Origin of the sequence: Rheinheimera soli, from assembly GCF_031457405.1 — a bacterium.
GTDB classification, from domain to species: domain Bacteria; phylum Pseudomonadota; class Gammaproteobacteria; order Enterobacterales; family Alteromonadaceae; genus Pararheinheimera; species Pararheinheimera soli_A.
This window is the reverse complement of the sequence record NZ_JAVDWR010000011.1, coordinates 71,009-91,479: the sequence shown is the minus strand read 5'-3', so window position 1 is coordinate 91,479 and position 20,471 is coordinate 71,009. Positions and strand designations below refer to the sequence as shown.

23 protein-coding genes are annotated in these 20,471 nt (G+C 45.4%); 19 read left to right on the top strand and 4 right to left on the bottom strand.

Annotation, left to right across the window (positions count from 1 at the left end; all coding sequences use genetic code 11):
* Positions 1-90: 90 nt before the first annotated feature.
* The 8 genes from J2W69_RS14855 to J2W69_RS14820 are packed head-to-tail and all read left to right on the top strand — an operon-like array spanning position 91 to position 6,349.
* Positions 91-864, top strand: a complete 774-nt coding sequence (locus J2W69_RS14855) for an enoyl-CoA hydratase (protein ID WP_310279906.1) — start codon at positions 91-93, stop codon at positions 862-864.
* 6 nt (positions 865-870) lie between these two features.
* On the top strand, positions 871-2,055 hold the full coding sequence (locus J2W69_RS14850) for an enoyl-CoA hydratase/isomerase family protein (RefSeq protein ID WP_310279905.1): 1,185 nt from the start codon (positions 871-873) through the stop codon (positions 2,053-2,055).
* 1 nt (position 2,056) lies between these two features.
* Complete coding sequence (gene mmsB / locus J2W69_RS14845) at positions 2,057-2,947, top strand: 3-hydroxyisobutyrate dehydrogenase (protein ID WP_310279903.1); 891 nt, start codon at positions 2,057-2,059, stop codon at positions 2,945-2,947.
* 39 nt (positions 2,948-2,986) lie between these two features.
* A complete protein-coding gene (locus tag J2W69_RS14840; RefSeq protein WP_310279901.1) occupies positions 2,987-3,748 on the top strand; it encodes an SDR family oxidoreductase in 762 nt (253 codons plus the stop codon).
* Positions 3,749-3,808: 60 nt separating this feature from the next.
* Positions 3,809-4,213 carry a hypothetical protein gene (locus tag J2W69_RS14835; RefSeq protein WP_310279899.1) on the top strand — a complete coding sequence of 135 codons (405 nt, stop codon included), beginning with the start codon at positions 3,809-3,811 and terminating at the stop codon, positions 4,211-4,213.
* On the top strand, positions 4,210-4,737 hold the full coding sequence (locus J2W69_RS14830) for a GNAT family N-acetyltransferase (RefSeq protein ID WP_310279897.1): 528 nt from the start codon (positions 4,210-4,212) through the stop codon (positions 4,735-4,737). Before J2W69_RS14835 ends, J2W69_RS14830 begins: the two co-directional genes overlap by 4 nt.
* A gap of 24 nt (positions 4,738-4,761) precedes the next feature.
* Positions 4,762-5,652: a sterol desaturase family protein gene (locus J2W69_RS14825; RefSeq protein WP_310279895.1), complete on the top strand. Its 891-nt coding sequence runs from the start codon at positions 4,762-4,764 to the stop codon at positions 5,650-5,652.
* Entirely contained in the window at positions 5,639-6,349 is a 711-nt protein-coding gene (locus J2W69_RS14820) for a polysaccharide deacetylase family protein (RefSeq protein ID WP_310279892.1), read from the top strand. The genes J2W69_RS14825 and J2W69_RS14820 overlap by 14 nt, the downstream gene beginning before the upstream one ends.
* 21 nt (positions 6,350-6,370) lie before the next feature.
* Here the strand turns inward: J2W69_RS14820 and J2W69_RS14815 are convergent, their stop codons facing one another.
* The gene (locus J2W69_RS14815; protein ID WP_310279889.1) at positions 6,371-8,101 is read right to left on the bottom strand and encodes a DUF4153 domain-containing protein; all 1,731 of its coding nucleotides are present in this window, start codon (positions 8,099-8,101) and stop codon (positions 6,371-6,373) included.
* Positions 8,102-8,247: 146 nt separating this feature from the next.
* Here J2W69_RS14815 and J2W69_RS14810 point away from each other — a divergent pair, with 146 nt between their 5' ends.
* Positions 8,248-8,598, top strand: coding sequence for a GFA family protein (locus J2W69_RS14810; RefSeq protein ID WP_310279887.1), 351 nt, complete (start codon positions 8,248-8,250; stop codon positions 8,596-8,598).
* 328 nt (positions 8,599-8,926) lie between these two features.
* Here J2W69_RS14810 and J2W69_RS14805 read toward each other — a convergent pair whose 3' ends face one another.
* Positions 8,927-9,268 carry a zinc ribbon domain-containing protein YjdM gene (locus J2W69_RS14805; protein ID WP_310279886.1) on the bottom strand — a complete coding sequence of 114 codons (342 nt, stop codon included), beginning with the start codon at positions 9,266-9,268 and terminating at the stop codon, positions 8,927-8,929.
* Positions 9,269-9,345: 77 nt separating this feature from the next.
* Positions 9,346-9,819 (bottom strand): LabA-like NYN domain-containing protein, encoded by a 474-nt coding sequence (locus J2W69_RS14800; RefSeq protein WP_310279884.1) that lies wholly within the window; start codon positions 9,817-9,819, stop codon positions 9,346-9,348.
* Between the two features lie 136 nt (positions 9,820-9,955).
* Between J2W69_RS14800 and J2W69_RS14795 the strand changes: the two genes are divergently transcribed.
* The 4 genes from J2W69_RS14795 (at position 9,956) to J2W69_RS14780 (ending at position 13,000) form a co-directional block, all read left to right on the top strand.
* Entirely contained in the window at positions 9,956-10,426 is a 471-nt protein-coding gene (locus J2W69_RS14795; RefSeq protein WP_008898925.1) for a YehS family protein, read from the top strand.
* A 26-nt stretch (positions 10,427-10,452) separates the two neighbouring features.
* Positions 10,453-11,247 (top strand): PhzF family phenazine biosynthesis protein, encoded by a 795-nt coding sequence (locus J2W69_RS14790; protein ID WP_310279882.1) that lies wholly within the window; start codon positions 10,453-10,455, stop codon positions 11,245-11,247.
* 59 nt (positions 11,248-11,306) lie between these two features.
* Positions 11,307-11,753, top strand: coding sequence for a GFA family protein (locus J2W69_RS14785; RefSeq protein WP_310279880.1), 447 nt, complete (start codon positions 11,307-11,309; stop codon positions 11,751-11,753).
* Positions 11,754-11,926: 173 nt separating this feature from the next.
* Positions 11,927-13,000 carry a phospholipase A gene (locus J2W69_RS14780; RefSeq protein ID WP_310279878.1) on the top strand — a complete coding sequence of 358 codons (1,074 nt, stop codon included), beginning with the start codon at positions 11,927-11,929 and terminating at the stop codon, positions 12,998-13,000.
* Between the two features lie 105 nt (positions 13,001-13,105).
* Here J2W69_RS14780 and J2W69_RS14775 read toward each other — a convergent pair whose 3' ends face one another.
* Positions 13,106-13,477 (bottom strand): BON domain-containing protein, encoded by a 372-nt coding sequence (locus J2W69_RS14775; protein ID WP_310279876.1) that lies wholly within the window; start codon positions 13,475-13,477, stop codon positions 13,106-13,108.
* 180 nt (positions 13,478-13,657) lie between these two features.
* Between J2W69_RS14775 and J2W69_RS14770 the strand changes: the two genes are divergently transcribed.
* From J2W69_RS14770 to J2W69_RS14745, 6 genes are all read left to right on the top strand, one after another.
* Positions 13,658-14,053, top strand: a complete 396-nt coding sequence (locus J2W69_RS14770) for a nuclear transport factor 2 family protein (RefSeq protein ID WP_310279874.1) — start codon at positions 13,658-13,660, stop codon at positions 14,051-14,053.
* The gene (locus J2W69_RS14765; RefSeq protein ID WP_310279872.1) at positions 14,054-14,566 is read left to right on the top strand and encodes a GNAT family N-acetyltransferase; all 513 of its coding nucleotides are present in this window, start codon (positions 14,054-14,056) and stop codon (positions 14,564-14,566) included.
* Between the two features lie 110 nt (positions 14,567-14,676).
* Complete coding sequence (locus tag J2W69_RS14760; RefSeq protein ID WP_310279870.1) at positions 14,677-15,570, top strand: EamA family transporter; 894 nt, start codon at positions 14,677-14,679, stop codon at positions 15,568-15,570.
* Complete coding sequence (locus tag J2W69_RS14755; protein WP_310279868.1) at positions 15,567-16,139, top strand: flavodoxin family protein; 573 nt, start codon at positions 15,567-15,569, stop codon at positions 16,137-16,139. The genes J2W69_RS14760 and J2W69_RS14755 overlap by 4 nt, the downstream gene beginning before the upstream one ends.
* A 97-nt stretch (positions 16,140-16,236) precedes the next feature.
* Positions 16,237-16,611: a nuclear transport factor 2 family protein gene (locus J2W69_RS14750; RefSeq protein WP_310279866.1), complete on the top strand. Its 375-nt coding sequence runs from the start codon at positions 16,237-16,239 to the stop codon at positions 16,609-16,611.
* A 47-nt stretch (positions 16,612-16,658) separates the two neighbouring features.
* The gene (locus J2W69_RS14745) at positions 16,659-20,471 is read left to right on the top strand and encodes an SIR2 family protein (protein WP_310279864.1); all 3,813 of its coding nucleotides are present in this window, start codon (positions 16,659-16,661) and stop codon (positions 20,469-20,471) included.

The following is a 20,471-nucleotide window of genomic DNA, read 5'->3' as shown; positions in this document are numbered from 1 at the left end:
GCAAAGCAGGTGTGTGGCCTGCTTTGTGTTATTTAAAGATTAAAGCTAACCGGTAAAAGCTGATAAAAAGCCCGGTAAAAAGGAGATTTTATGGCACAACTCAAACTCGAAAAACGCGGCCATACCGCTTTAATTACCATGGCAAATCCTCCTGCCAATACCTGGACCAAAGACACTTTGACGCAACTGCGTGATGCTGTGAAATCCCTGGAGCAGGACAAAAATATTTATGCTTTAGTGATTACAGGCGAAGGTGAAAAATTCTTCTCCGCCGGTGCTGACTTAAATTTGTTTGCCTCAGGTGACAAAGCTGTTGCTGCTGATATGTCGGCTATTTTTGGTGAAGCTTTTGAAACCTTAACGGCCTTTCGTGGTGTGTCCATCGCGGCTATTAATGGCTATGCCATGGGCGGAGGCCTGGAAGTAGCTTTGGCTTGTGATATCCGCATTGCTGAAACTCAGGCGCAAATGGCCTTGCCAGAAGCTAAAGTTGGTTTATTACCTTGCGCAGGTGGCACTCAGAATCTGGCGATCTTAGTCGGTGAAGGCTGGGCCAAACGTATGATTTTGTGTGGTGAACGGTTAACAGCAGACAAAGCCTTACACATAGGTTTAGTCGAAGAAGTGGTCGGCACAGGAATGGCGCTTGAAGCCGCGTTACTGCTGGCTGATAAAGTGGCAGAGCAAAGCCCGCCCGCAGTGGCTGCCTGTAAACAACTGATCCAAAAGGGCCGCAGTGCGCCAGTGCAAACAGCATTGCCTTTAGAGCGTGAGCTGTTTGTGAAATTGTTTGATACTCAGGATCAGGTGGAAGGGGTGCAGGCGTTTTTGCAAAAACGTAAAGCCAGCTGGATTAATGGATAAGGCACTATGACAGAAATAAACACAAAAACAGAACAAGCTGTGACTGATCAAGCTATACAGCGGGATGTGGTGCTGTTTGAAGAAATCGTCAGTGTGGGCGGTAAAATTATTGGCATAGCCACTTTAAACTCAGAGAAGTCTTTAAATGCGCTGAGTTTGTCGATGGTAGAACTCTTGTTGCCGCAAATGCAGCAATGGAAAAACGACAACAACATTGCGATGGTGATACTGCAGGGCGCTGGTGATAAAGCCTTTTGCGCCGGTGGTGATATCCGTGATTTATATCAGGCGATGAAAGCAGCGCCTGGTACTTTTCAGCCTTATGTCGAAGATTTTTTTACCAAAGAATACAATCTGGACTATTTAATCCATACCTTCGACAAGCCTGTGCTGGTCTGGGGTAATGGCATCGTCATGGGCGGCGGTTTAGGTCTGATGGCAGGTGCTTCACACCGTATAGTCACAGCCAGCAGCCGTATTGCGATGCCGGAAATGGCGATAGGTTTATACCCTGATGTAGGCGGCAGCTGGTTTTTAAACCGCATGCCGGAAGGTTGTGGCTTGTTTTTGGGGTTAACGGGCGCATCCATCAATTCATCCGACGCCAAACTCATTGATTTAGCAGATCATTTTTTAACTCATGATAAAAAAGCTGCGCTGCTGGATAAATTAACCCAGGTGAAATGGGGCAATACCATAGCGCTGAATCATCAGAAGCTAACCGACTTATTATTAGGCATGGAAGACATGTGCCGCAGCCAGATGCCGCCAAGCCAAATACGTTTACACCAGAGTTCTATCAGCGCTGTAGGCCGTGCTACTTCATTGCAGCAGGCGGTTGAGCTTATTCTGGCGATGCCAAACGAAGACAGCTGGCTGACCAAAGCCAAAGCCTCTTTGCAGTACGGTAGCCCTATTACCGCTCATATTGTGTATCGCTTGTTGGAGCTTGGCCAAAGCAAAATTCTGGCCGATTCGTTCCGGCTCGAGCTGGGCTTAAGTGTGCAGTGTGGCAAACTGGGTGAGTTTAGCGAAGGGGTACGGGCGCTGCTGATTGATAAAGATCAAAAGCCAGACTGGCTGTACAAAACAGTAGCTGACGTGCCTGCTGATGTGATTAATCAGCTGTTTCATTCGCCCTGGGCTGCCGATTTACATCCATTACAACATTTAGGTTCATTGGAGCATTAATATGAGTACAGTTGCATTTATTGGTTTAGGCAATATGGGCGGCCCAATGGCCAGCAACGTATTAAAAGCAGGCTTTAAGGTTCAGGCTTTTGACTTGTCCGAAGCTGCTTTAGAGCAATTAGCTTTAGAAGGCGCTACGGCCTGTACTTCGGCTGCAGAAGCCGCCACTGGGGCAGATTTTGTGATCTCTATGCTTCCTGCTGGTAAACATGTGGCTATGGTGTACACAGGCGAAAATGGTATTGCTTCAGTGATTGGCAAAGACGCCTTAGTCATTGATTGTTCTACTATTGACGCCACCACAGCCCGCAAAGTCGGCGCTGAACTGGCAGAACAGGGCATAGCCTTTATCGACGCTCCTGTTTCTGGTGGTGTGGGTGGTGCTAAAGCGGGCACTTTGACCTTTATTGTCGGTGGTTCAGAGCAAAACTTTAACCGGGCCGAACCTGTGCTCTCTGTGATGGGGAAGAACCTGTTTCATGCTGGCGATGTAGGTGCTGGCCAGGTAGCGAAAATTTGCAATAATATGCTGTTGTCTATTTTAATGGTGGGCACCAGTGAGGCGCTGCAAATGGGCATAGACAATGGTCTGGACCCAAAAACTTTGTCCGATATTATGCTGAAAAGCTCAGGCCGCAACTGGACTTTAGAGCTGTATAATCCATGCCCTGATGTGATGCCAAATGTGCCTTCAAGCAATGGCTATCAGGGCGGCTTTATGGTGGATCTAATGGCAAAAGATTTGTCTCTGGCGACAGAAACAGCTTTATCCAGCCAGTCCAGTACACCTATGGGGACCTTAGCCCGCAGCCTCTATGTGGCGCATCAGCGTCAGGGCCACGGCAAAGAAGATTTCTCCGGTATTTTTAAGATGTTTGCCAAAAAGAACTAAGACTTTTGGTATCAGCTGGTTTTTGCAGGTAAAAAGATAATGAATTTAAAAGACAAAACAATAGTAGTGACAGGCGGTGCTCAGGGGCTGGGTTTAGAAATGGCTCGTATGGTAGCCGCTGAAGGTGCGCATTTAGCCCTGCTGGATATGAATGCAGAGCAACTGACCGCTGCTCAAAATGAGTTGTCAGCCACTGGTGTGACTGTGCGTACTTATGTCTGTAACGTCGCCAATGAAGAAAGTGTAGAAAACACCTTTGCTGCTATTGCAGCAGATTTTGGTGCTATCGATGGCCTGATTAACAACGCTGGTATTTTGCGTGATGGTTTATTGCTGAAATTTAAAGACGGCGAACTGGTGAGTAAAATGTCGCATCAGCAGTTTCAGTCTGTGATTGATGTGAATTTAACTGGCGTATTTTTATGTGGCCGTGAAGCTGCGGCTTTGATGGTGAAGTCAGGCCGTAAAGGTGTGATTATCAATATGTCGAGCGTGGCGCGTTCAGGCAATATGGGGCAAACCAACTATGCAGCGTCCAAAGCTGGTGTTGTCGCTATGACAGTGACCTGGGCGCGTGAGTTAGGTCGTTACGGTATTCGTGTGGGTGCTATAGCGCCGGGTGTGATCCGCACTGCTATGACAGATGCAATGAAACCAGAAGCCCGTGATCGTTTAGTGGCGATGAAGCCTGTGGGTCGTTTAGGCGAAGCCACTGAAATTGCCCATACAGCGAAGTATATTTTTGAAAATGACTTCTTTACCGGACGTGTCGTAGAAGTGGATGGCGGTATTAGTATGTAACTTTATAGAGGCGGAGTGATAAACTCTGCCTCTATAAAATCTGGTTACAGGATCTCACCGATGAAACTTATTCTCCTGCCTTTGCTGCTTCTTGCCTCTGTTTTTACCTCTGCCCAGCAACTGGATACTCCCAATTACAAAGTCGAAATTAAAGAGCTTTGCCCTGAAGGCGAAGTGCAATGTCAGAATGTGTTGTACAAAGGCACCTCTAAAATTTCAGGTGCCAGCATTGAGTTAAAAGGTTCTGCCTGGCACAGCCTTTGTGCTGATGGTGTGACGCCTTGTCGCTTTTTAGGTTATCAGTTCAACAATGGCCGTATTCGTTATCTGGTGCATGACTCAGGTTTGCTACAAGTGATAGGCAGCTCTGGCAACGTAGTGCTGGAAGAGCAGGGCGTATGGGATTATCAACAGCATGATGAACCAACACCAGGCACTTTGCCTGAAGCAAAGGCGCAGCCATGAAACCGCTGGATGCAGACTGTTTAATGCTACGTTTGCTGACTGAAGCAGACTGGCCGTTATTTCTTGAACTGCACCGCCATGATCAGGTGCTGCAGTATGTGGCAGACCCTTTAGCTGATGAACAAATCCGCCAGCGTTTTGAAGAACGATTACAACCCTGGCAAGCCGGTGATTTGCATTGGTTTTGTTTAGTTGTTGTGGCAAAGCAAAGTGGCACTGCAGTTGGTGTTTGTGGTTTTCATGGATTGGATTTGACGCCAGATACAGGGGTAATCGCTGAAGTTGGTTATCTGTTTCTGCCAGAGTTTTTTGGTAAGGGGTATGCGACTGTGGCTTTAAAAGCGACTTTGGAGTATGGAACTACCCTTGGCATAAAACAGTGGCAGGCTGTGGTGACGGAAGGCAATATAGCTTCTGGCCGTGTGCTGGAAAAATGTGGTTTTCGCCTGGTTGAACGTCAGCATAATGGTTATCAGATAGGTGATACATTCTTCGCAGATTTAATCTACAAAAAATTGGCTTAAAACGGTGAATCAGGGAGTAATGACGTGATCCCAGTTGAATTTATTTTGTTGCTGCTCAGCCCGGTGTTTTTTATCTTTATTGCCTTTGAATGGCTTTACAGCGAAAAACGCGGCAAAGCCTTGTACCAGTGGCGTGATACAGCAGCTAATTTTGGCTTAGCTGCTTTGCATCAGGCTGGCGACTTTATTGCCTTGCTGGTGCTGCTGCCACTGATGTTATGGTTGTCACAGTTTGCTTTGTTTTCTATCGAGTTTTCAGTGCTGAACTTGTTTTTAGTTTTTATCGCGCAGGATTTTTTGTACTACTGGTTTCACCGCTGCTCGCACAGAGTACGCTGGTTATGGGCCTCTCATGTGGCGCATCACAGCTCACGTTTAATGAATTTCAGTACGGCTTTTCGTCAGTCTTTAACTTATCCCATTTCCGGTATGTGGTTATTCTGGTTACCGCTAGTGCTGCTTGGTTTTGAAGTGCAACTGGTGCTTGCCGTAGTGGCTATTAACCTGGCGTTTCAGTTTTTTGTGCATACTCAATCCGGTAAACACTGGGGCATTTTGGGCCTGGTGCTGAATACTCCTGCCTGGCATAGGGTGCATCACGCTTGTAATCCGCAGTATATAGACCGAAATTATGCCGGCGTTTTAGTGATTTGGGACAGGCTCTTTGGTACTTTTGTGCCTGAAGAAGAAGCCTGTCGTTATGGCATTACCGACGATTTTCAGTCGAATAACCCCATTACTATTACCTTTTATGAATGGCGCAAAATCACCTTGTTATGGCCACGGCTGCATGGCTGGCGTAATAAATTCAAACTTTTATTTGGCCCACCAGAAGCTTTTGCTGAAATCAGGCTGTCGGATGCCCCGGCACCAACCACAGATACAACAACTGAGCAACAGCATGCTAAAGACTAAGCTATGGCTGAAACTGCTTCTGCTGCTTTTGGTTAGCTTTATCAGCCTCTGGCAACTCTCATCCAGCAGGCAGTTTCAGCTGTTTGGTGAGCTTGTTCATAAGGCGGACACAGAACAAAAACTGGTGGCTTTAACTTTTGATGACGGCCCAACACCCCATTACACTGCCGGTATTTTGCAGCTGTTAGAGTTGTATCAAGTGAAAGCGACCTTTTTTGTCACAGGTGCACAAACTCAGCGTTATATGACGCAGGCCAAACAAATAGTGGCTGCTGGTCATCAGCTTGGCAATCACAGCTGGTTTCATAACCGCATGCTGTTTATGTCGTTGGATGACATCAGCCGTGAAATTGAAGGTACGGATCATCAAATTCGCGAGGCTGGTTTTCAAGGCGAAATTTTGTTCCGTCCACCTTATGGCAAAAAACTGCTGATGCTGCCCTGGTATCTGGCACAGACCAACAGAACCACTGTGATGTGGGATCTGGAGCCTGAAAGCTATGGCGATATAGCTGACGATCCACAAGCCATTGCCAGTTATGTACTGGAGAATGTTCAGCCTGGTTCCATTGTTTTACTGCATCTTATGTACAAAAGCCGCGAGGCGTCCCGCGCAGCTTTGCCATTGATCATCAAAGGCTTAAAAGCAAAAGGTTATCGTATGGTCACAGTCTCTGAACTGCTGGCAACGCAATAACCTCTGCATTGTTCAGGCAGATTAATTCTGTATTACCTGGAATGTCCTGTCGCCCACTTGCAATAATGGCCATTGTGGCGGGATTGTTTTTAATTCTAAAGCTTCAAGTTCTGGCTCTGGCGGTGTTTTCTCAGGCTCTGCTTTAGTGCTGGACGTCATGGCAGTGCTTTGCCATTCCCCTTCTTTTAAACTAAATAACACTGCAGAGACAGAGTGATGAGAGTAGGTCAACAGCACATAGTCCTGCTGCCCGTCATTATTCAAATCCAAAGGCCGCAGATGGTACTGGCTGATATATTGCAGCTGCCAGCGATTCTCCTGCTGCCACTGGTGCAAAGCTAATGTTAATGCTTCAGGCAGTTGTACTCCTTGAGGCAGACTTAAGGCCGCCAAAAACTGTTGCCGCTGCTCTGCGCTGCTTTCTTCAGGCAATCCGGAATGCAGAGGAGGGTTATACAAAGCATCAATACGCAGCACCAGGGCAGGATCAGTGTTCGCAGCCTTTAGCTGCTGCAAAGCGTTATAACCAGGTTTTGCCAGGTTGTAGCGGAAGTAACGAAGATCAAGATCTGCCAAACTTGTACGTCCATCCTGTAACCGGGCCAGCTGGCTTTCTACCGTGATCTTACGAAAATCCAGCAGTGGGGAGTTTGCAATCAGCATTACGGCCAGTACCACCAGGCCCATCCGCAGATTGACCCAGCTTAATTGCTGTAACCACAGATCCCGTTTTTTCAGTATGCCCAACAAATAACCCACAGAAAATAAAGCCAATAAGGCCCACAACACAAAACCCCAGCAGCGGCTGACGCTCCAGCCATATTGTTCAATCCTCAGCATCAGACCATAACAGGCGATCAGGCTGTAGACAGGTAACAAAGCTATCGCAAAGTAAATGGCGCGATGTAACCAGAGAGGGTAAGGGCGGCTGTCTGCTTCGGCCTGATACACTGCATTGACGAAAAACAACATCAAGGCCTGCAGCCATAAAATCAATACACTGCCGTGTCCTGTTTTCCATAAGGGTTCTAAGCCGGTAAAGGGCAAGGCCAGCATAAAAAGTACAGACACCAGTGTCAGAATCACCAACAAAAACTTCATCAGCGCCTGCTGAATGCGGGTAATAGTGTCAATCACACTGGCCTGATTACGAAAAATAATAACGCCAACGCCAAAAGCCAGATTCAGAGTGGGGTAATAAAACCATGGTTTTGCAAACAAGTCGGCGAAAAAGTCGATTTGGATCACAGTAAAGAGCGCAGCCCACAACATCAACACGGCACAGACAGCCAAAGTAAAAAGCAAAGACAATCCCAAGGTTAAAAAATTGCGCCAGGAGTAAAGAAACAACAGGTTGTAACTTAATGGCCTGCCAGACGCCTGCTGTTGGATATACAGCAAAGCTTTAAAACTGGCGATCAGCATGGAAAAAATAAAGCCAAACAGCAGAGGCTGATAACTGATGTGTTCAAGTGGCGTGACCTGTAAACCCGCATAAAAACCAAGAACGGCAACAAGCACAGCAAAAGGCACTAAGCGCAGCGCTAACTTCAGTTCCTGACCTTTTTCCAGAGACAGCAACAAGGTTAAAGGTGCAACAAAAACCAGGCTGTAAAGGAAAAACAGCCACTCTGGCTGGTTCGAGGGCCAAAAATCAAAGCTGATCGACTGATGTAACAGATAAAGCGACAATCCCTGCAGTAAAGCAAGCAGGAGCATCATGGATCTGGGTAACTGGTGTTGGCTTGACATAGGTCTTCCCTGAGGTTGATAAAGGCTGGGTAGCACTGCTCTGTATTGAGCACAAATACGGCTTGAGTTCCTGGTGCAGTGCAGGTTGAAAAATAGATGATTTACGTCATAGTGTACAGGGATTAAAGCAAAAACAAGGGGTTAGTATGATGTATCAGGGGAGTTGTCATTGCGGCGCAGTGGCTTATCAGGTGGAAGCTGATATCAGCTCTGCTTTAAGTTGTAACTGTTCAATTTGCAGCAGAAAAGGCTATTTGTTGGCTTTTGTACCTGGCGCTAGTCTGACCATGTTCAAAACTGATGTGCCCTTAAGTAGTTACACCTTTAACACTCATAAAATCAAACATCAGTTTTGCCCCGTTTGTGGTTGTGCACCTTTTGGCCTGGGTGTGGATCCTGAAGGCCATGAAGTCGCAGCTCTCAATGTACGCTGTTTAGAGGAGATCGATTTGGATGCGTTAGAGATCCATAAATACGACGGTAAGCAAAGCCAGTAGGGGCGCGGGTTTATCCCCGCCCGTCCAACATCCAATTCGGAACCTATAGGGTCTTGTACCCGTCCGTCTTGTGATACCGCGATGTCAATGGAAGGGCCGGGACACACCACGGCCCTTACGACCCGCCTGTTTCGTGTTTTAATGCGCGCGCTGGCGAGAGCAAGCAGCCAACAAAGCTACAGCGTCAATGACGACGAAGAGTGGATACCCTAAGTAATTGGAGTTGCAGCGCGACGACAAGTAAGCGAGACCCCAGGAGCATAGTTGTCCTATGTGACTGGGGCGAGAGGCGCAGTCAACAAAGCGGCAGCTTCTAGTACGACGGGTATCAGGCTTTTTTAACAAACTCAGACTTTAGCTTCATAGCGCCAAAACCATCAATTTTGCAGTCGATATCGTGATCGCCTTCCACTAAACGTATACCCTTTACCTTAGTGCCAATTTTGACCACCAAAGAGGAGCCTTTTACTTTTAAGTCTTTGATCACTGTGACTGTGTCACCATCCTGCAACACATTACCCGCTGAATCCCGAATGACTTTTTCGCCTTCTGCTGCATCAGCAGTGGCCGTTGCCGACCATTCATGGCCACATTCAGGGCAAATAAACAGATTGTTGTCTTCGTAGGTATAGGCAGAATTACATTGTGGGCAGGCAGGGAATTGGCTCATGACGGGTCCTGATTTCATCCGGTACAGCTTTAAAAGGGCGCGTAGTGTAGCCGAAAGGCCTTACTTTTTACAGGGCTTTACAGTAATAAGTCCGATTCAATAGGGCGCCACAAAGCGCAGCTTTGTTGCAGTGACTGAGCCGTTAAACCCGGCACGCTGTATACCACTGTATCAACACCATGTTGTTTGTAGACTGCCTGTAATAGCAAATCAAAATCACCATCACCAGATAACAAGACAACAGTGTCCACTTCTGCGGCTAAGGTTAAAACATCAATGGTAATACCAACATCCCAGTCTCCTTTGGCTGAGCCGTCGGCACGCTGGATAAAAGGTTTTAGTTTTACTTCAAAGCCAATATGCCGCAAAGCGTCCTGAAATTTAATTTGCTGATCGTCTTTTTTATCAATGGCATAGGCATAGGCATAACTGATGTCACCCCTAAGCTGCAATTGCTGCCAGAATTTGCGGTAGTTAAAAGAGCGGCCATAAGCCTGCTTAGTGGTGTAGTAGATGTTTTGTACATCAACAAAAACGGCAATTTTAGTCATAACAAGCAGAACCCAAAACAAGATTAGCTGGACTATAACATGGCATCTGTTTGAAACCGCGAAAGAAAATCAGCAAGCATGGCTTTGTGTCTGTTAAAATGTCAGCAACTTGACAGGAGCGCTTTGCGAATTTTTTATGAATAACAACGATGTTTTACGCCGTTTACGTTACGCCTTTGACTTTGGCGATCAACAAATGATGAATTTATTTACCCATGCTGGCTTAACGGTGAGCCGGGCGCAGGTGAGTGACTGGCTGAAAAAAGATGAAGATGAAGCCTTTCAGGCCTGTGATGATGTCACTTTAGCCAATTTTTTAAATGGCCTGATCATTGAAAAACGGGGTCGTAAAGATGGCGAACAACCAGTGCCGGAAAGCCGTTTAAATAACAATATTATTTTCCGTAAGTTAAAAATTGCGCTGGACTTAAAAGACGACGACATAGTGCAAATGATGACGGATATTGGTTTTCGCATCAGTAAACCCGAGCTTAGTGCGTTTTTCCGTCGGGCTGATCATCATCATTTCCGTCAGTGTCAGGATCAAATTCTGCGTAACTTTATAAAAGCTGTGCAGATCAAATACCGCGAAAGCTCTGAAGACTAAGAGCTAGAGCTAACAGGGGCGAACGCATGGAAGCGCAGCTGTATTTTTTTAACGTCTTTACCGACAAGCCAAAAAGCGGTAATCCGGCGGCCTGCGCTTTATTAAGTTATTGGCCTGCTCCTGATGTGTTACAGGCTATTGCATCTGAAGCCAAGCAGGTGGTGACAGCTTTTATAGTGCCCATTGCGGATGCTCCTTCTCAATACCAGATCCGCTGGTTTTCCTGTGTGCAGGAAATCAACTTATGTGGTCATGGCACTTTGGCTGCGGCCGCTTTGGTGCGTCAGCTTAAAGGTGAGGGCTGTTATCAGTTTTTAAGCCAGCATGGCGAATTAGAAGTAACAGCCAGCTTTGCTGCTTTGCAGATGATTTTGCCGCAGTGGTTTGCTTGCCCTGAAACACAAACTGAATTACCCCCGGCTTTGCTGGCTTGTCAGAGCATTGATTATTTTCAGACCCGCGATTTAGTGCTGGTGCTTGCCGACGAGCAGGCTGTGCAGCAATTTCAACCCGACTTCGCTTTGATACAACAATTAAAACAACATGCATTGATTGTTACCGCCTTTAGCTCACCAGACACTTATGTATTACGTTATTTTGCCCCCCGCATTGGCATCAACGAAGATATAGCTACAGGCTCTGCTCAATGTTCACTGGCGCCTTATTGGTTTAAAAAAACTGGTCGTACAGAATTTAAAGTGCGCCAGTTATCGCTGACAGACGCCAGTTTTTCTGTCGCCATCAACACTCAACAGCTACTTTTACAGACTCAGGCTGTGAATTTACCGCATCTGACCCGACTTGTTGCAACAACTGCTTAACAGCTAAAACAAAATCCAGTAGGCTGGACCTCTGTTTGGTCTCCAGCGGGTAATGGTGTATGTCAGCTTCCCCTTCAACAGTTCAGCCTTCATTGCAAAAAGCTCATGGTCAGTGTTTATGTGGCAAAGTAAAAATTCAGGCTGGCGCAGTGGTATTGCAGGCCGGAGTTTGCCATTGTCAGTATTGCCAAAAGTGGGGCGGTGGACCGCTTTTTACTCTGGATGCCGGCACAGAGGTAAAACTGGATGGGGCTTGTTTTGTCTCCACTTTTAAATCTTCTGACTGGGCAGAGCGGGGCTTTTGCAATAATTGCGGTACGCATTTGTTTTACCGGCTGAAACAAAATGGTCAGTATTTTATTCCTGTGGGTTTATTGGACCAGTTGACTGATCTGGTGCTCGATCATCAGATATTCATAGAGCAAAAACCAGAATGGTACTGTTTGGCCAACCAAACCACTGAACTGACAGGAGCTGAAGTTTTTGCTGCATTTAGCGCAATTTAAAGCTTTAACTAAGGCTTTGCACTAAACAAAAGCGGCCTCTCTTCAGTGCTATTTTTATTGTGGTTAAGTCCTTGTTTAGATTGGCGGCTTATAATGGTGGATGTTGGAAGCTAACCATCAGAGGGTAATTCACCCTTGTCATGCAGGACAGTATTTAGGCTACGGGAGTGAGCGTGAAAAAACTACAGAAAGTATCAACACTAACAGGTATTGTGCTGATAAGTTCAGTCAGTGCCGGGGTTTGTGCTCAGGATGTGAAAAATTGTCGTGAAACCACAAATAAAGACCGACGTCTGGCCTGTTATGACCGTATTTTTGGCACCAGTGATGCTGAAACTGCAGCTGTGGCAGAAACGGATGTAGAAGTAAAAGAACATACTACAGCTCAGGCACCTGGAGTCAGCGCGACCCAAATCCCAATTGCCACTGTGATGCAAAAATACTGGGAGCTGACGCCTGAAGAAAAACGTGATCGTTTTGTATTTCGCACTTACCAGCCTAACTTCTTTTTACCTGCTCATATCACGTCCAACATTAACAAAGCGCCACAAAGTCCAACCCGTGGGCAAGCCGAAGCCAACGAAAACTACAAACAAATGGAAAGCAAAATCCAGGTGTCGTTACGCGCCAAACTGATGACTGAGTTACTGTTGCCCGGTGCTGATTTGTGGTTCGCTTTTAGCCAGAGATCGATGTGGCAATTGTGGAATGATCAGGATTCTGCTCCCTTTCGTAATACCGACTATCAGCCGGAGTTGATGTACATAGTGCCTGTGGCTGATGCGTGGGGAAACTTACCTGGCGAATGGCAAATACGCATGTTGCAATTTGGTATAGCCCACCAGTCAAACGGACAAGCCGATCCATTGTCACGCAGCTGGAATAAAGTGTATGCAGGTTTTGCTGTGGATAAAGGTGAGTTTGGTCTGAACTGGCGTTACAACCAGCGCATTTCTGAAAGTGGTGATGATGACGATAACCCGGATTTAATTGACTATATAGGCAGTCATGAAATCAGCGCCAACTGGTTACCTGGTGATGCAACAGCTCAGTTGACCTGGCGGAATGATTTTTCCTATATAAGCCGTGGCTCCTGGCAGTTGGATCTGACCTATCCGGTCGACAGCAGCAAACTGGACGGCTTACGCTGGCACTTGCAGGTATTTTCCGGCTACGGCGAAACCTTGCTGGACTACAATTTCCGTCAAAACAGTCTGGGCATAGGGGTGATGTTGTTTAACTTCTGAATGAGGAGTGTGAAGAGGGGAGCAAGGCGTCAATCGCATTTGAGAAATCAGTAGTTTGTCACTTTCAAGATATCACCGCCTCCAATCAAAGAGGCGGTGGTTGCATTAACGTTTTACCGTCAATTCATCGTATACAGTTTTAACGCCAACAACACCTTCGGCAATCAAAATCGCCTGATTAATTTGGTTTTGGCTATCCAGCTCACCCGTCAGACGAACATCGCCTTTGGTGGACACAACATTGATGTCAAAGTTTTTTAAATCATCATCACGCAATAAAGCTGTTTTTACATCATTATTGATGTTGGCGTCTGAAATTGCCACCGGCACTGCACTGCCTGCAACAGGCACTACTGAACTTTGATCGTCCGTCGTTTTAACAGCGCCAGGGTAGGTTGGTGTGGATTTATCACAAGCAGTCAGCGTAACTGCTGAAAGCAATAATACAGATAAGGTAAAACCAGTAGTTAAGTTCATAATAAAGTCTCCGTTGGGCCATGCATGGGGGCTGGGTTATATCAATACTGGCCTTTCGCAGGCTTGCCGTCTGTGCGTTAACGTACTTGTTCCTTGCTGTGTACAGAAAAACTTGCGTGAGTTCAGGTAACTAAGGTAAAACGACGCTATTAGCTTCAAAGCCTAACAAAGCAGGTGATCGTGACATCAGAACAACATAAAGCCTTAACAAAGCAGTTGATTGCACTGGAATTACAGCTGCATCAGCCGGAAACAAGGCGAAGTCAAACTCAGTTAAATCTGTTGCTGGCCAATGGTTTTGAAGAAATTGCAGCCTCTGGAGTGCGTTTTAACAAAGCTCATGTGTTGCAGCGACTGCCGGAAGAACAAGCCCCTTCGGTGGAAGCTTTTGATTTTGAGATCAGGTTGTTATCCGCCGATTTAGCTCAGGTATTGTATAAAGCCAAATTACGTAAAGCAGGGGAGATGCAAAGCAAGTTGTCGTTACGCAGCTCTTTATGGCAACTCAATAGCTTAGGCTGGCAAATGGTGTTTCATCAGGGCACAGCAGTGTTACCCGCGAGTGGACCTGTTTAAATGCCAGATTATTCTATCCGAGCTTTACAGCCAGAGGATGTTGAAGTTTTGTTTCAGTTTGAATTGGCCCACAAAAGCTTTTTCGAACAAAGTATTGAAGCAAGACCGGACGAGTTTTATCAGCCCTCAGCAGTACAGCAGCATATAGCTGAGTTTTTGTTGTTAAAACAGCAGGCGTTTGCTTTGCCGACACTAATTTTTAATGCAGAAAATGAGCTTATCGGCAGAGCTAACATCAAAGACATAGATCCGGTGACAAAATCTGCTTATGTTGGCTACCGCATCGCTGAAAACTGGTCTGGTAAAGGTGTAGCCAGCTTTGCTTTGCGTCAATTAATACAGCATGCAAAGCAAATGGGATTAATGGTCTTATTTGCCTGTGTTGCGACGGAAAATCAGGCCTCTATGCAGGTGCTGAAAAAATCTGGTTTTCAACAAATGGAAACCATTCCCCAGGTGGCCATAGTGCAGGGCAAAGCTGTTGCTGGTTATTTGATGTGGCTGAAACTCTAAGCTATTAAAAAATCATTTAAATTCTTCTTGACCTCAAGTTAGCTTGAGCTTTTACAGTGGCGGCAGATTTTAAGTCTGTGCACATCGCACTGTAAAAGGAGAGTCTGGTTATGAGTTCTGTTGTATCCCGTTGGTATGATCCCTGGTTAACCGCTTTAGCCCCACTGATATGGGGCAGCACCTATTTAGTCACTACAGAGTTTTTACCTGCCGATGTGCCCTTATTGTCTGCCGCTTTACGTACCTTGCCGGTCGGCCTTTTGATGTTGTTGTGGTTACGTCAGTTACCAGAGTCCGGCTGGTGGGGCAAAATTCTGCTGTTAGGTTTTTTAAATATTGGTGTATTCCAGGCGCTGCTTTTTGTTGCTGCTTATCGCTTGCCTGGTGGTGTAGCTGCGACAGTCGGCGCTATTCAGCCTTTGGTGGTGGTGATATTAAGCTGGGCAGTACTGGGTGGCCGCACCTCATGGTTAAGCTGGATTGCTGCCTTATTGGGTTTGTTGGGGGTGGCCCTGTTGGTGTTAGGGCCTGCAGCTCAGTTGGATGGCATTGGTGTAATAGCAGCTGCAGCTGGTGCTTTGGCAATGGCCTGTGGCACCTTATTAACGAAAAAATGGCAGCCTCCGGTCAGTGCTATGGTACTCACCAGTTGGCAGCTAAGTGTTGGCGGCTTGTTTTTATTGCCGCTTGCTTTAAGTGTCGAAACCCTGCCAGAAAGCATCAGCCTGACTCATATTTTGGGTTATCTCTGGCTGGGCCTGATAGGTACTGGTCTGACTTATATTTTCTGGTTACGGGGCGTGATGCGAATGTCAGCCAGTGCTGTCACAGGTTTTAGTTTACTCAGCCCCTTAAGTGCGACTGTGCTTGGTATTGTAGTGCTGGATCAGCATCTGACGCTGCTGCAAAGTCTGGGCATGCTGTTCGTGTTGACCGGTGTCTGGCTTGGTCAGCATAAAATGGCAGCTCCGGTAATACCAGTGAAAGCGGAGGCAAGCCAATGAAGATAGTTATTGTTTATCATTCAATCACTGGTACCACAGCGCAGTTGGCTGAAACAGTGGCCGCAGGTTGTCGTTCAGTCGCAGCTGCAGAGCCTCAACTTATTCGCATTGAAGGAGTGGATATACAGCAAGGCCGATACAAGAATTCTGCCGTGCTTGAAGTTATTGATCACTCTGATGCTGTTATTTTTGGTTCTCCCACTTTTATGGGTTCTGTCTCGGCGCAGTTTAAAGCTTTTGCTGATGCCACGGCTGGCGATCATTGGGTTGAGCAGCTTTGGGCTGACAAAATCGCAGCTGGTTTTACTGTGGGTACCGGCTACTGTGGCGATACATTACATTGCCTGCATTATTTGCAAATTCTGGCGGCGCAGCACGGCATGTTGTGGACAGGACTGGATTTGGCTGGTGCTGGTGATGTAAAGGCACCCAATCGGCTTGGTGCTCAGGCAGGTTTGATTGCCAGAGCTGTGGATAGTGCTATAGAAGCGCCAGATCTGGAAACTGCTTTTTATCTGGGGCAAAGGGTGGCTCGTATTGTCAGTCGACTAAGGCGGTCCGGACTTTAAATAGCGCTGGTACAGCAACTCAAAGCTTTTTCAGCTGTACTGGTGTTTTAGCGCGCTTTTGGCCATTATCTGAGTTTTATTGCAAGGTAAAGCTCAGATGACAAACACCACAATACAGACCACTGCAGAGCACCTGATACAGCAGCAACTGGAGGCTTATAACCACAAAAATATCTCCGCCTGGCTGGCTTGTTATCACCCGGATGCAGTGCAGCTGGATTTTCACGGCACAGTGTTGGCGCGTGGCCACGACGAAATGCAGCAGCGTATCAGCCAGCGTTTTGCTGAAGCTGATTTACATGCAAAACTGCTAAGCCGAATAGTGATGGGAGACTGGGTGATAGACCACGAACTTATTCAGCGCAATTTCCCCGAAGGTCGCGGGCAGGTTGAACTCTTATGCAGTTATCAGGTGAAACAGGGCCTTATCGTCAAGGCCCTGTTTCAGTTTGGGGAGAGACTATTGTTTTGACTGATCTTAAGTTATGGTAATCGGAACTTTTTCTTGAGGTTAAGTTTGTGAGATTTATCGAAAATGGTCCTAATCTACCTGATGAGCTTCTTCGTGCCAGAGATGAAGGAAAGGTAATTTTCTTCTGCGGTTCAGGAGTTTCGATTGCCAAGGCTAGATTGCCGGATTTTTTGGGCTTAGCCAAAGAAGTTAAAACAGATTTAGGGGTTTTGCCAGATAGCGCTGTTCAAAGCTTATTGCTTGAAATTAAGAATAGTGCAAAGAGATTGCATACCAGTAGTAAAAAGTATTCGAGTGAACTATCAGGACTAATTTCTGTAGATCGTCTTTTTTCTTTGCTGGAAAGAGAATTCCTTACTGAAGATATCCGGCATTCCGTGAGTAAAAAACTAAAGCCTATCATTTCACCTTTAGATTTGTCTGCGCATCAGATCATTCTCAAATTAGCTACCTGTCCTTTGGGCAAAACCCGATTAGTTACAACAAACTTCGATTTATTGTTTGAAGACGCTAAGCCAACTTTAAAATGCTACGTTGGGCCTGAATTACCTGAACCAGACGACCTTGATGGTTTGGTCTATTTGCATGGCAAAGTTGATGTTAATTACACAACGTCGTTTAACAATACTTTCGTGTTGTCCAGTGCGGAGTTCGGTTTAGCCTATCTGGCTGAAGCTTGGGCTACTCGTTTTGTTCAGAAAATCATTGAACATTATGTTGTTGTTTTTATTGGCTATTCGGCGGATGACCCTCCTATTAAATATTTATTGGAGGCACTGAGTCGCAGCGATAATAGGTCAAAAGGGTTGTATGCTTTTCATGCGGGGACCGAAGATGACGCTCGAGAAAAATGGCAGCATCAAAATGTAAATGCAATTCACTATTCTAGTGAAGAGAACCACTCACGGCTCTGGGACACTTTAGCTGCCTGGGCCGAGAGGACAGAAAATTATGACTTGTGGTGTAAAGCTGTTTTAGAGCAAGCCAAGCAAGGCCCAGCAGATTTAAGGCCTTTCCAGAGAGGACAGGTTGCTCATATAGCTTCTTCTGTTCAAGGGGCTAAATTACTGTCAGAGCTAATACCGCCGTTACCAGCAAGTTGGTTATATGTTTTTGATCCTGCAGTAAGATTTAAAGATGTTTATTTTAATCCTTTTAGAGGAGACCTTGAGTCTTTTGACTATTTTGATTTTTATGGTCTGGACTCAGAAACTGCACCAATAAGACCATGTAATCCTTTGCCTTTTGCTGTTAGTCATGTGCCAAATGCGGTATGGGATCTGTTCAAAGCAACACCTGAAGAAGCCTATCTAGCTGATCGGGAAGTGTCGCTATATTTTAGAGATCAAGCCGATACTCGTTTTGAATTGTTAGAGCGATTTAGGTATATAGCCAAATGGTTTGCTAAGGTTTCTGAGCAACCAATGGCGTTTTGGTGGGCTGCGGAACAAAAGTGTCTGCACCCCTATATTGTTGGTTTAATAAAACAAAGACTCCAGATAAAACATGATGTTAAGGTTTTAGTAAGGGATCACTGGCATTATCTAATTGAATCTTGGAATAACAATGTTCTTAGAACCGAGCATGAGCGTTTTAGCTTTAGCGAAGAGTTGAAGAAAAATCAATTAAACCAAAGGACTTTACGTAAGTTTTTTGATCTTTTAAAACCCCAAATACAAGTATCAACAACTGCATCTACATTAAACAAATTGCACAAGAATCCAGATACTGAGTTCAATGACGTTGTGACAGTTGAGGTCGATTACCCCACTGAGACTATGGATTGGCCTGTGGTACCGCCAGAGCTATTATCGGCGTTTTTAGCTGAACTTCGTTTGTTGATCGAATTTTCATTTAAATTAGAAATCGAAGTCGATTGCCCGTTTAATACCTATAGCTTGCCTCCATCTATCGGGGAGCATTCGCCCAGTGATAGATATGGATTTGATTTCAAAGGTTTTGTCCTGAATTATACTGAGTATTTTCAAAGGCTTTGCGACGTGGATTCCCAGAACGCCAAATACGAAATGTCGCAGTGGCCTGATAATCGTGTCTTCTATTTATTAAAAGTCTGGGCATTACGATTTACCGAATTGGTTGAAGATCATGACGTTATTCGGTTATTAGAAGGTATAAGTCAGGAAGTTTTGTTTGAAAGGTATTTACGCTCTGATTTGATGCTTAGTTTAGAGAACCGATGGCCGCATTTTTCAGCGGAAGTGCGGGCTTATATTGAAGGGCGTATTCTAAAAGGACCTAATCAAAGAGATGGCGAGGCCGATGATCATTTTTTTCAAACATCCACAGAGGATATTTTGGATCGCTTGCATTGGCTGAACAACCGTGGTTGCGCACTGTTACCTGATACTGAAAATACGCTGCAGGTTCTTAAACATAAGGCAGTTCATTGGCGCGAGGAATATGCTTTAAAAATTGCAGTCCCTCAACAATCAGGAATTCGTAGTGTTGAAACTGACCTTAGCCCTAACGTTTTAATGAATATTCCTATTTCTGAGATTATTAAAACTGCACTAGAGCATACCGCCTGGTCTGAAGATTTTTCGAAAATAATGAGGCCTTTTGTTGGCTTGTCTAATGAACGTCCAGCAAGAGCTTTTTCGGCGTTAAGAAATGCTGCAAAACGAAATACTTACCCATTGGAAGCTTGGAATACTTATTTAGGCAGCGAAGCCAGAGAAAGAGATAGATATAGGCTTGTCGGGTTTATTGCTGAGGTTTTAGTCAGATATTCAAATGAGATTCTGATTGGATTCCTAGACCCGATTTTGTATTGGTTAAGAAAAGTCAGCAACCAGCTTCTAAAATATTATCCTGATAAATTTCATAAGCTTATGGCTAGGTTGATCGAATTGGTGTCTGAGTATTCCACGGAGGATTCTCAAGTATCAGAACCAACACATACTTTTGCAGATGCATATAAATCGCGAGGCGGTCAATTGACCTTGATTTTATTGGATATGGAGGATAAAGCAGAACGCCGGAGCCTTTCCTCACATTTCCTAGAATATTCGGAGTCGTTACTGCAGTTGCCGGGCGTTCAGGCCGATTTTGTCAGGTGCATACTTAGCAGCAAGGCTAACAAGTTATTTTTGTCTGATTCTAAATGGTTAATATCCCACGTATTCCAATGTTTGAACTCGGCAGAGCTTTTTCATGTTGATCTGTTTTGGCATGGTTTTCTGGAGCAATGTAAAGGCACAAACCCTCCAGTTAGACTGCTTAAACTACTAAAACCTTGGCTGGTGAAAGCTATTCAGTCGAAACGTTATCTTTTAAAACAACATCAGGAGGTATTATCAAGGCTTTTGGTTATCAGTTGGGCTAGTTCCGTATTCACAAAACGGAAGATGCTCTCAGATGAGAAGTTTCGAGCCTGTATTGTTTTATCCGATGACACTTTCCGAGTTCAAGTATTAAGGCGTTTTCGAAATTTAAGTGCACTAAACAGTAATTGGACTTGTCTGTTTTCTTATATGATAGAAAATGTCTGGCCACGGCATAAAATTGTGAAATCTCCTGCCGTCACAGCGGAGCTTTGCTCGTTAGTGTTTAAAAGTAAAGACGAAAATATTGGCGAACTGCTTAGTTTGGTCTTGCCTCATGTAGTTAAAGCAAAAGTGGCACATATCCGCTTATATGAGTTAAAAGGTGGGGAAGTTATATTTTCTATACCGGAGAAGTTGTTGTCTCTGCTTTACAAAGTACTGTCATTTGATAGTTATTATGCAACTTACGATCTAGCGCGAATTCTTGATTTAATCGAGAGTAAAGCGCCAGAGTTAAAAAATGACTATAGATACCTTGAGTTAACAAGGCGGTTAGAAGAAAGGCAGGGTTAA

What these genes read in the sequence shown, in the direction of transcription:
- J2W69_RS14855 (WP_310279906.1), top strand. Translation starts at nt 91, where the DNA reads ATGGCACAACTCAAACTCGAAAAACGCGGCCATACCGCTTTAATTACC.
- J2W69_RS14850 (WP_310279905.1), top strand. Translation starts at nt 871, where the DNA reads ATGACAGAAATAAACACAAAAACAGAACAAGCTGTGACTGATCAAGCT.
- mmsB (WP_310279903.1), top strand. Translation starts at nt 2,057, where the DNA reads ATGAGTACAGTTGCATTTATTGGTTTAGGCAATATGGGCGGCCCAATG.
- J2W69_RS14840 (WP_310279901.1), top strand. Translation starts at nt 2,987, where the DNA reads ATGAATTTAAAAGACAAAACAATAGTAGTGACAGGCGGTGCTCAGGGG.
- J2W69_RS14835 (WP_310279899.1), top strand. Translation starts at nt 3,809, where the DNA reads ATGAAACTTATTCTCCTGCCTTTGCTGCTTCTTGCCTCTGTTTTTACC.
- J2W69_RS14830 (WP_310279897.1), top strand. Translation starts at nt 4,210, where the DNA reads ATGAAACCGCTGGATGCAGACTGTTTAATGCTACGTTTGCTGACTGAA.
- J2W69_RS14820 (WP_310279892.1), top strand. Translation starts at nt 5,639, where the DNA reads ATGCTAAAGACTAAGCTATGGCTGAAACTGCTTCTGCTGCTTTTGGTT.
- J2W69_RS14815 (WP_310279889.1), bottom strand. Translation starts at nt 8,101, where the DNA reads ATGTCAAGCCAACACCAGTTACCCAGATCCATGATGCTCCTGCTTGCT.
- J2W69_RS14810 (WP_310279887.1), top strand. Translation starts at nt 8,248, where the DNA reads ATGATGTATCAGGGGAGTTGTCATTGCGGCGCAGTGGCTTATCAGGTG.
- J2W69_RS14805 (WP_310279886.1), bottom strand. Translation starts at nt 9,268, where the DNA reads ATGAGCCAATTCCCTGCCTGCCCACAATGTAATTCTGCCTATACCTAC.
- J2W69_RS14800 (WP_310279884.1), bottom strand. Translation starts at nt 9,819, where the DNA reads ATGACTAAAATTGCCGTTTTTGTTGATGTACAAAACATCTACTACACC.
- J2W69_RS14795 (WP_008898925.1), top strand. Translation starts at nt 9,956, where the DNA reads ATGAATAACAACGATGTTTTACGCCGTTTACGTTACGCCTTTGACTTT.
- J2W69_RS14790 (WP_310279882.1), top strand. Translation starts at nt 10,453, where the DNA reads ATGGAAGCGCAGCTGTATTTTTTTAACGTCTTTACCGACAAGCCAAAA.
- J2W69_RS14785 (WP_310279880.1), top strand. Translation starts at nt 11,307, where the DNA reads ATGTCAGCTTCCCCTTCAACAGTTCAGCCTTCATTGCAAAAAGCTCAT.
- J2W69_RS14775 (WP_310279876.1), bottom strand. Translation starts at nt 13,477, where the DNA reads ATGAACTTAACTACTGGTTTTACCTTATCTGTATTATTGCTTTCAGCA.
- J2W69_RS14765 (WP_310279872.1), top strand. Translation starts at nt 14,054, where the DNA reads ATGCCAGATTATTCTATCCGAGCTTTACAGCCAGAGGATGTTGAAGTT.
- J2W69_RS14760 (WP_310279870.1), top strand. Translation starts at nt 14,677, where the DNA reads ATGAGTTCTGTTGTATCCCGTTGGTATGATCCCTGGTTAACCGCTTTA.
- J2W69_RS14755 (WP_310279868.1), top strand. Translation starts at nt 15,567, where the DNA reads ATGAAGATAGTTATTGTTTATCATTCAATCACTGGTACCACAGCGCAG.
- J2W69_RS14750 (WP_310279866.1), top strand. Translation starts at nt 16,237, where the DNA reads ATGACAAACACCACAATACAGACCACTGCAGAGCACCTGATACAGCAG.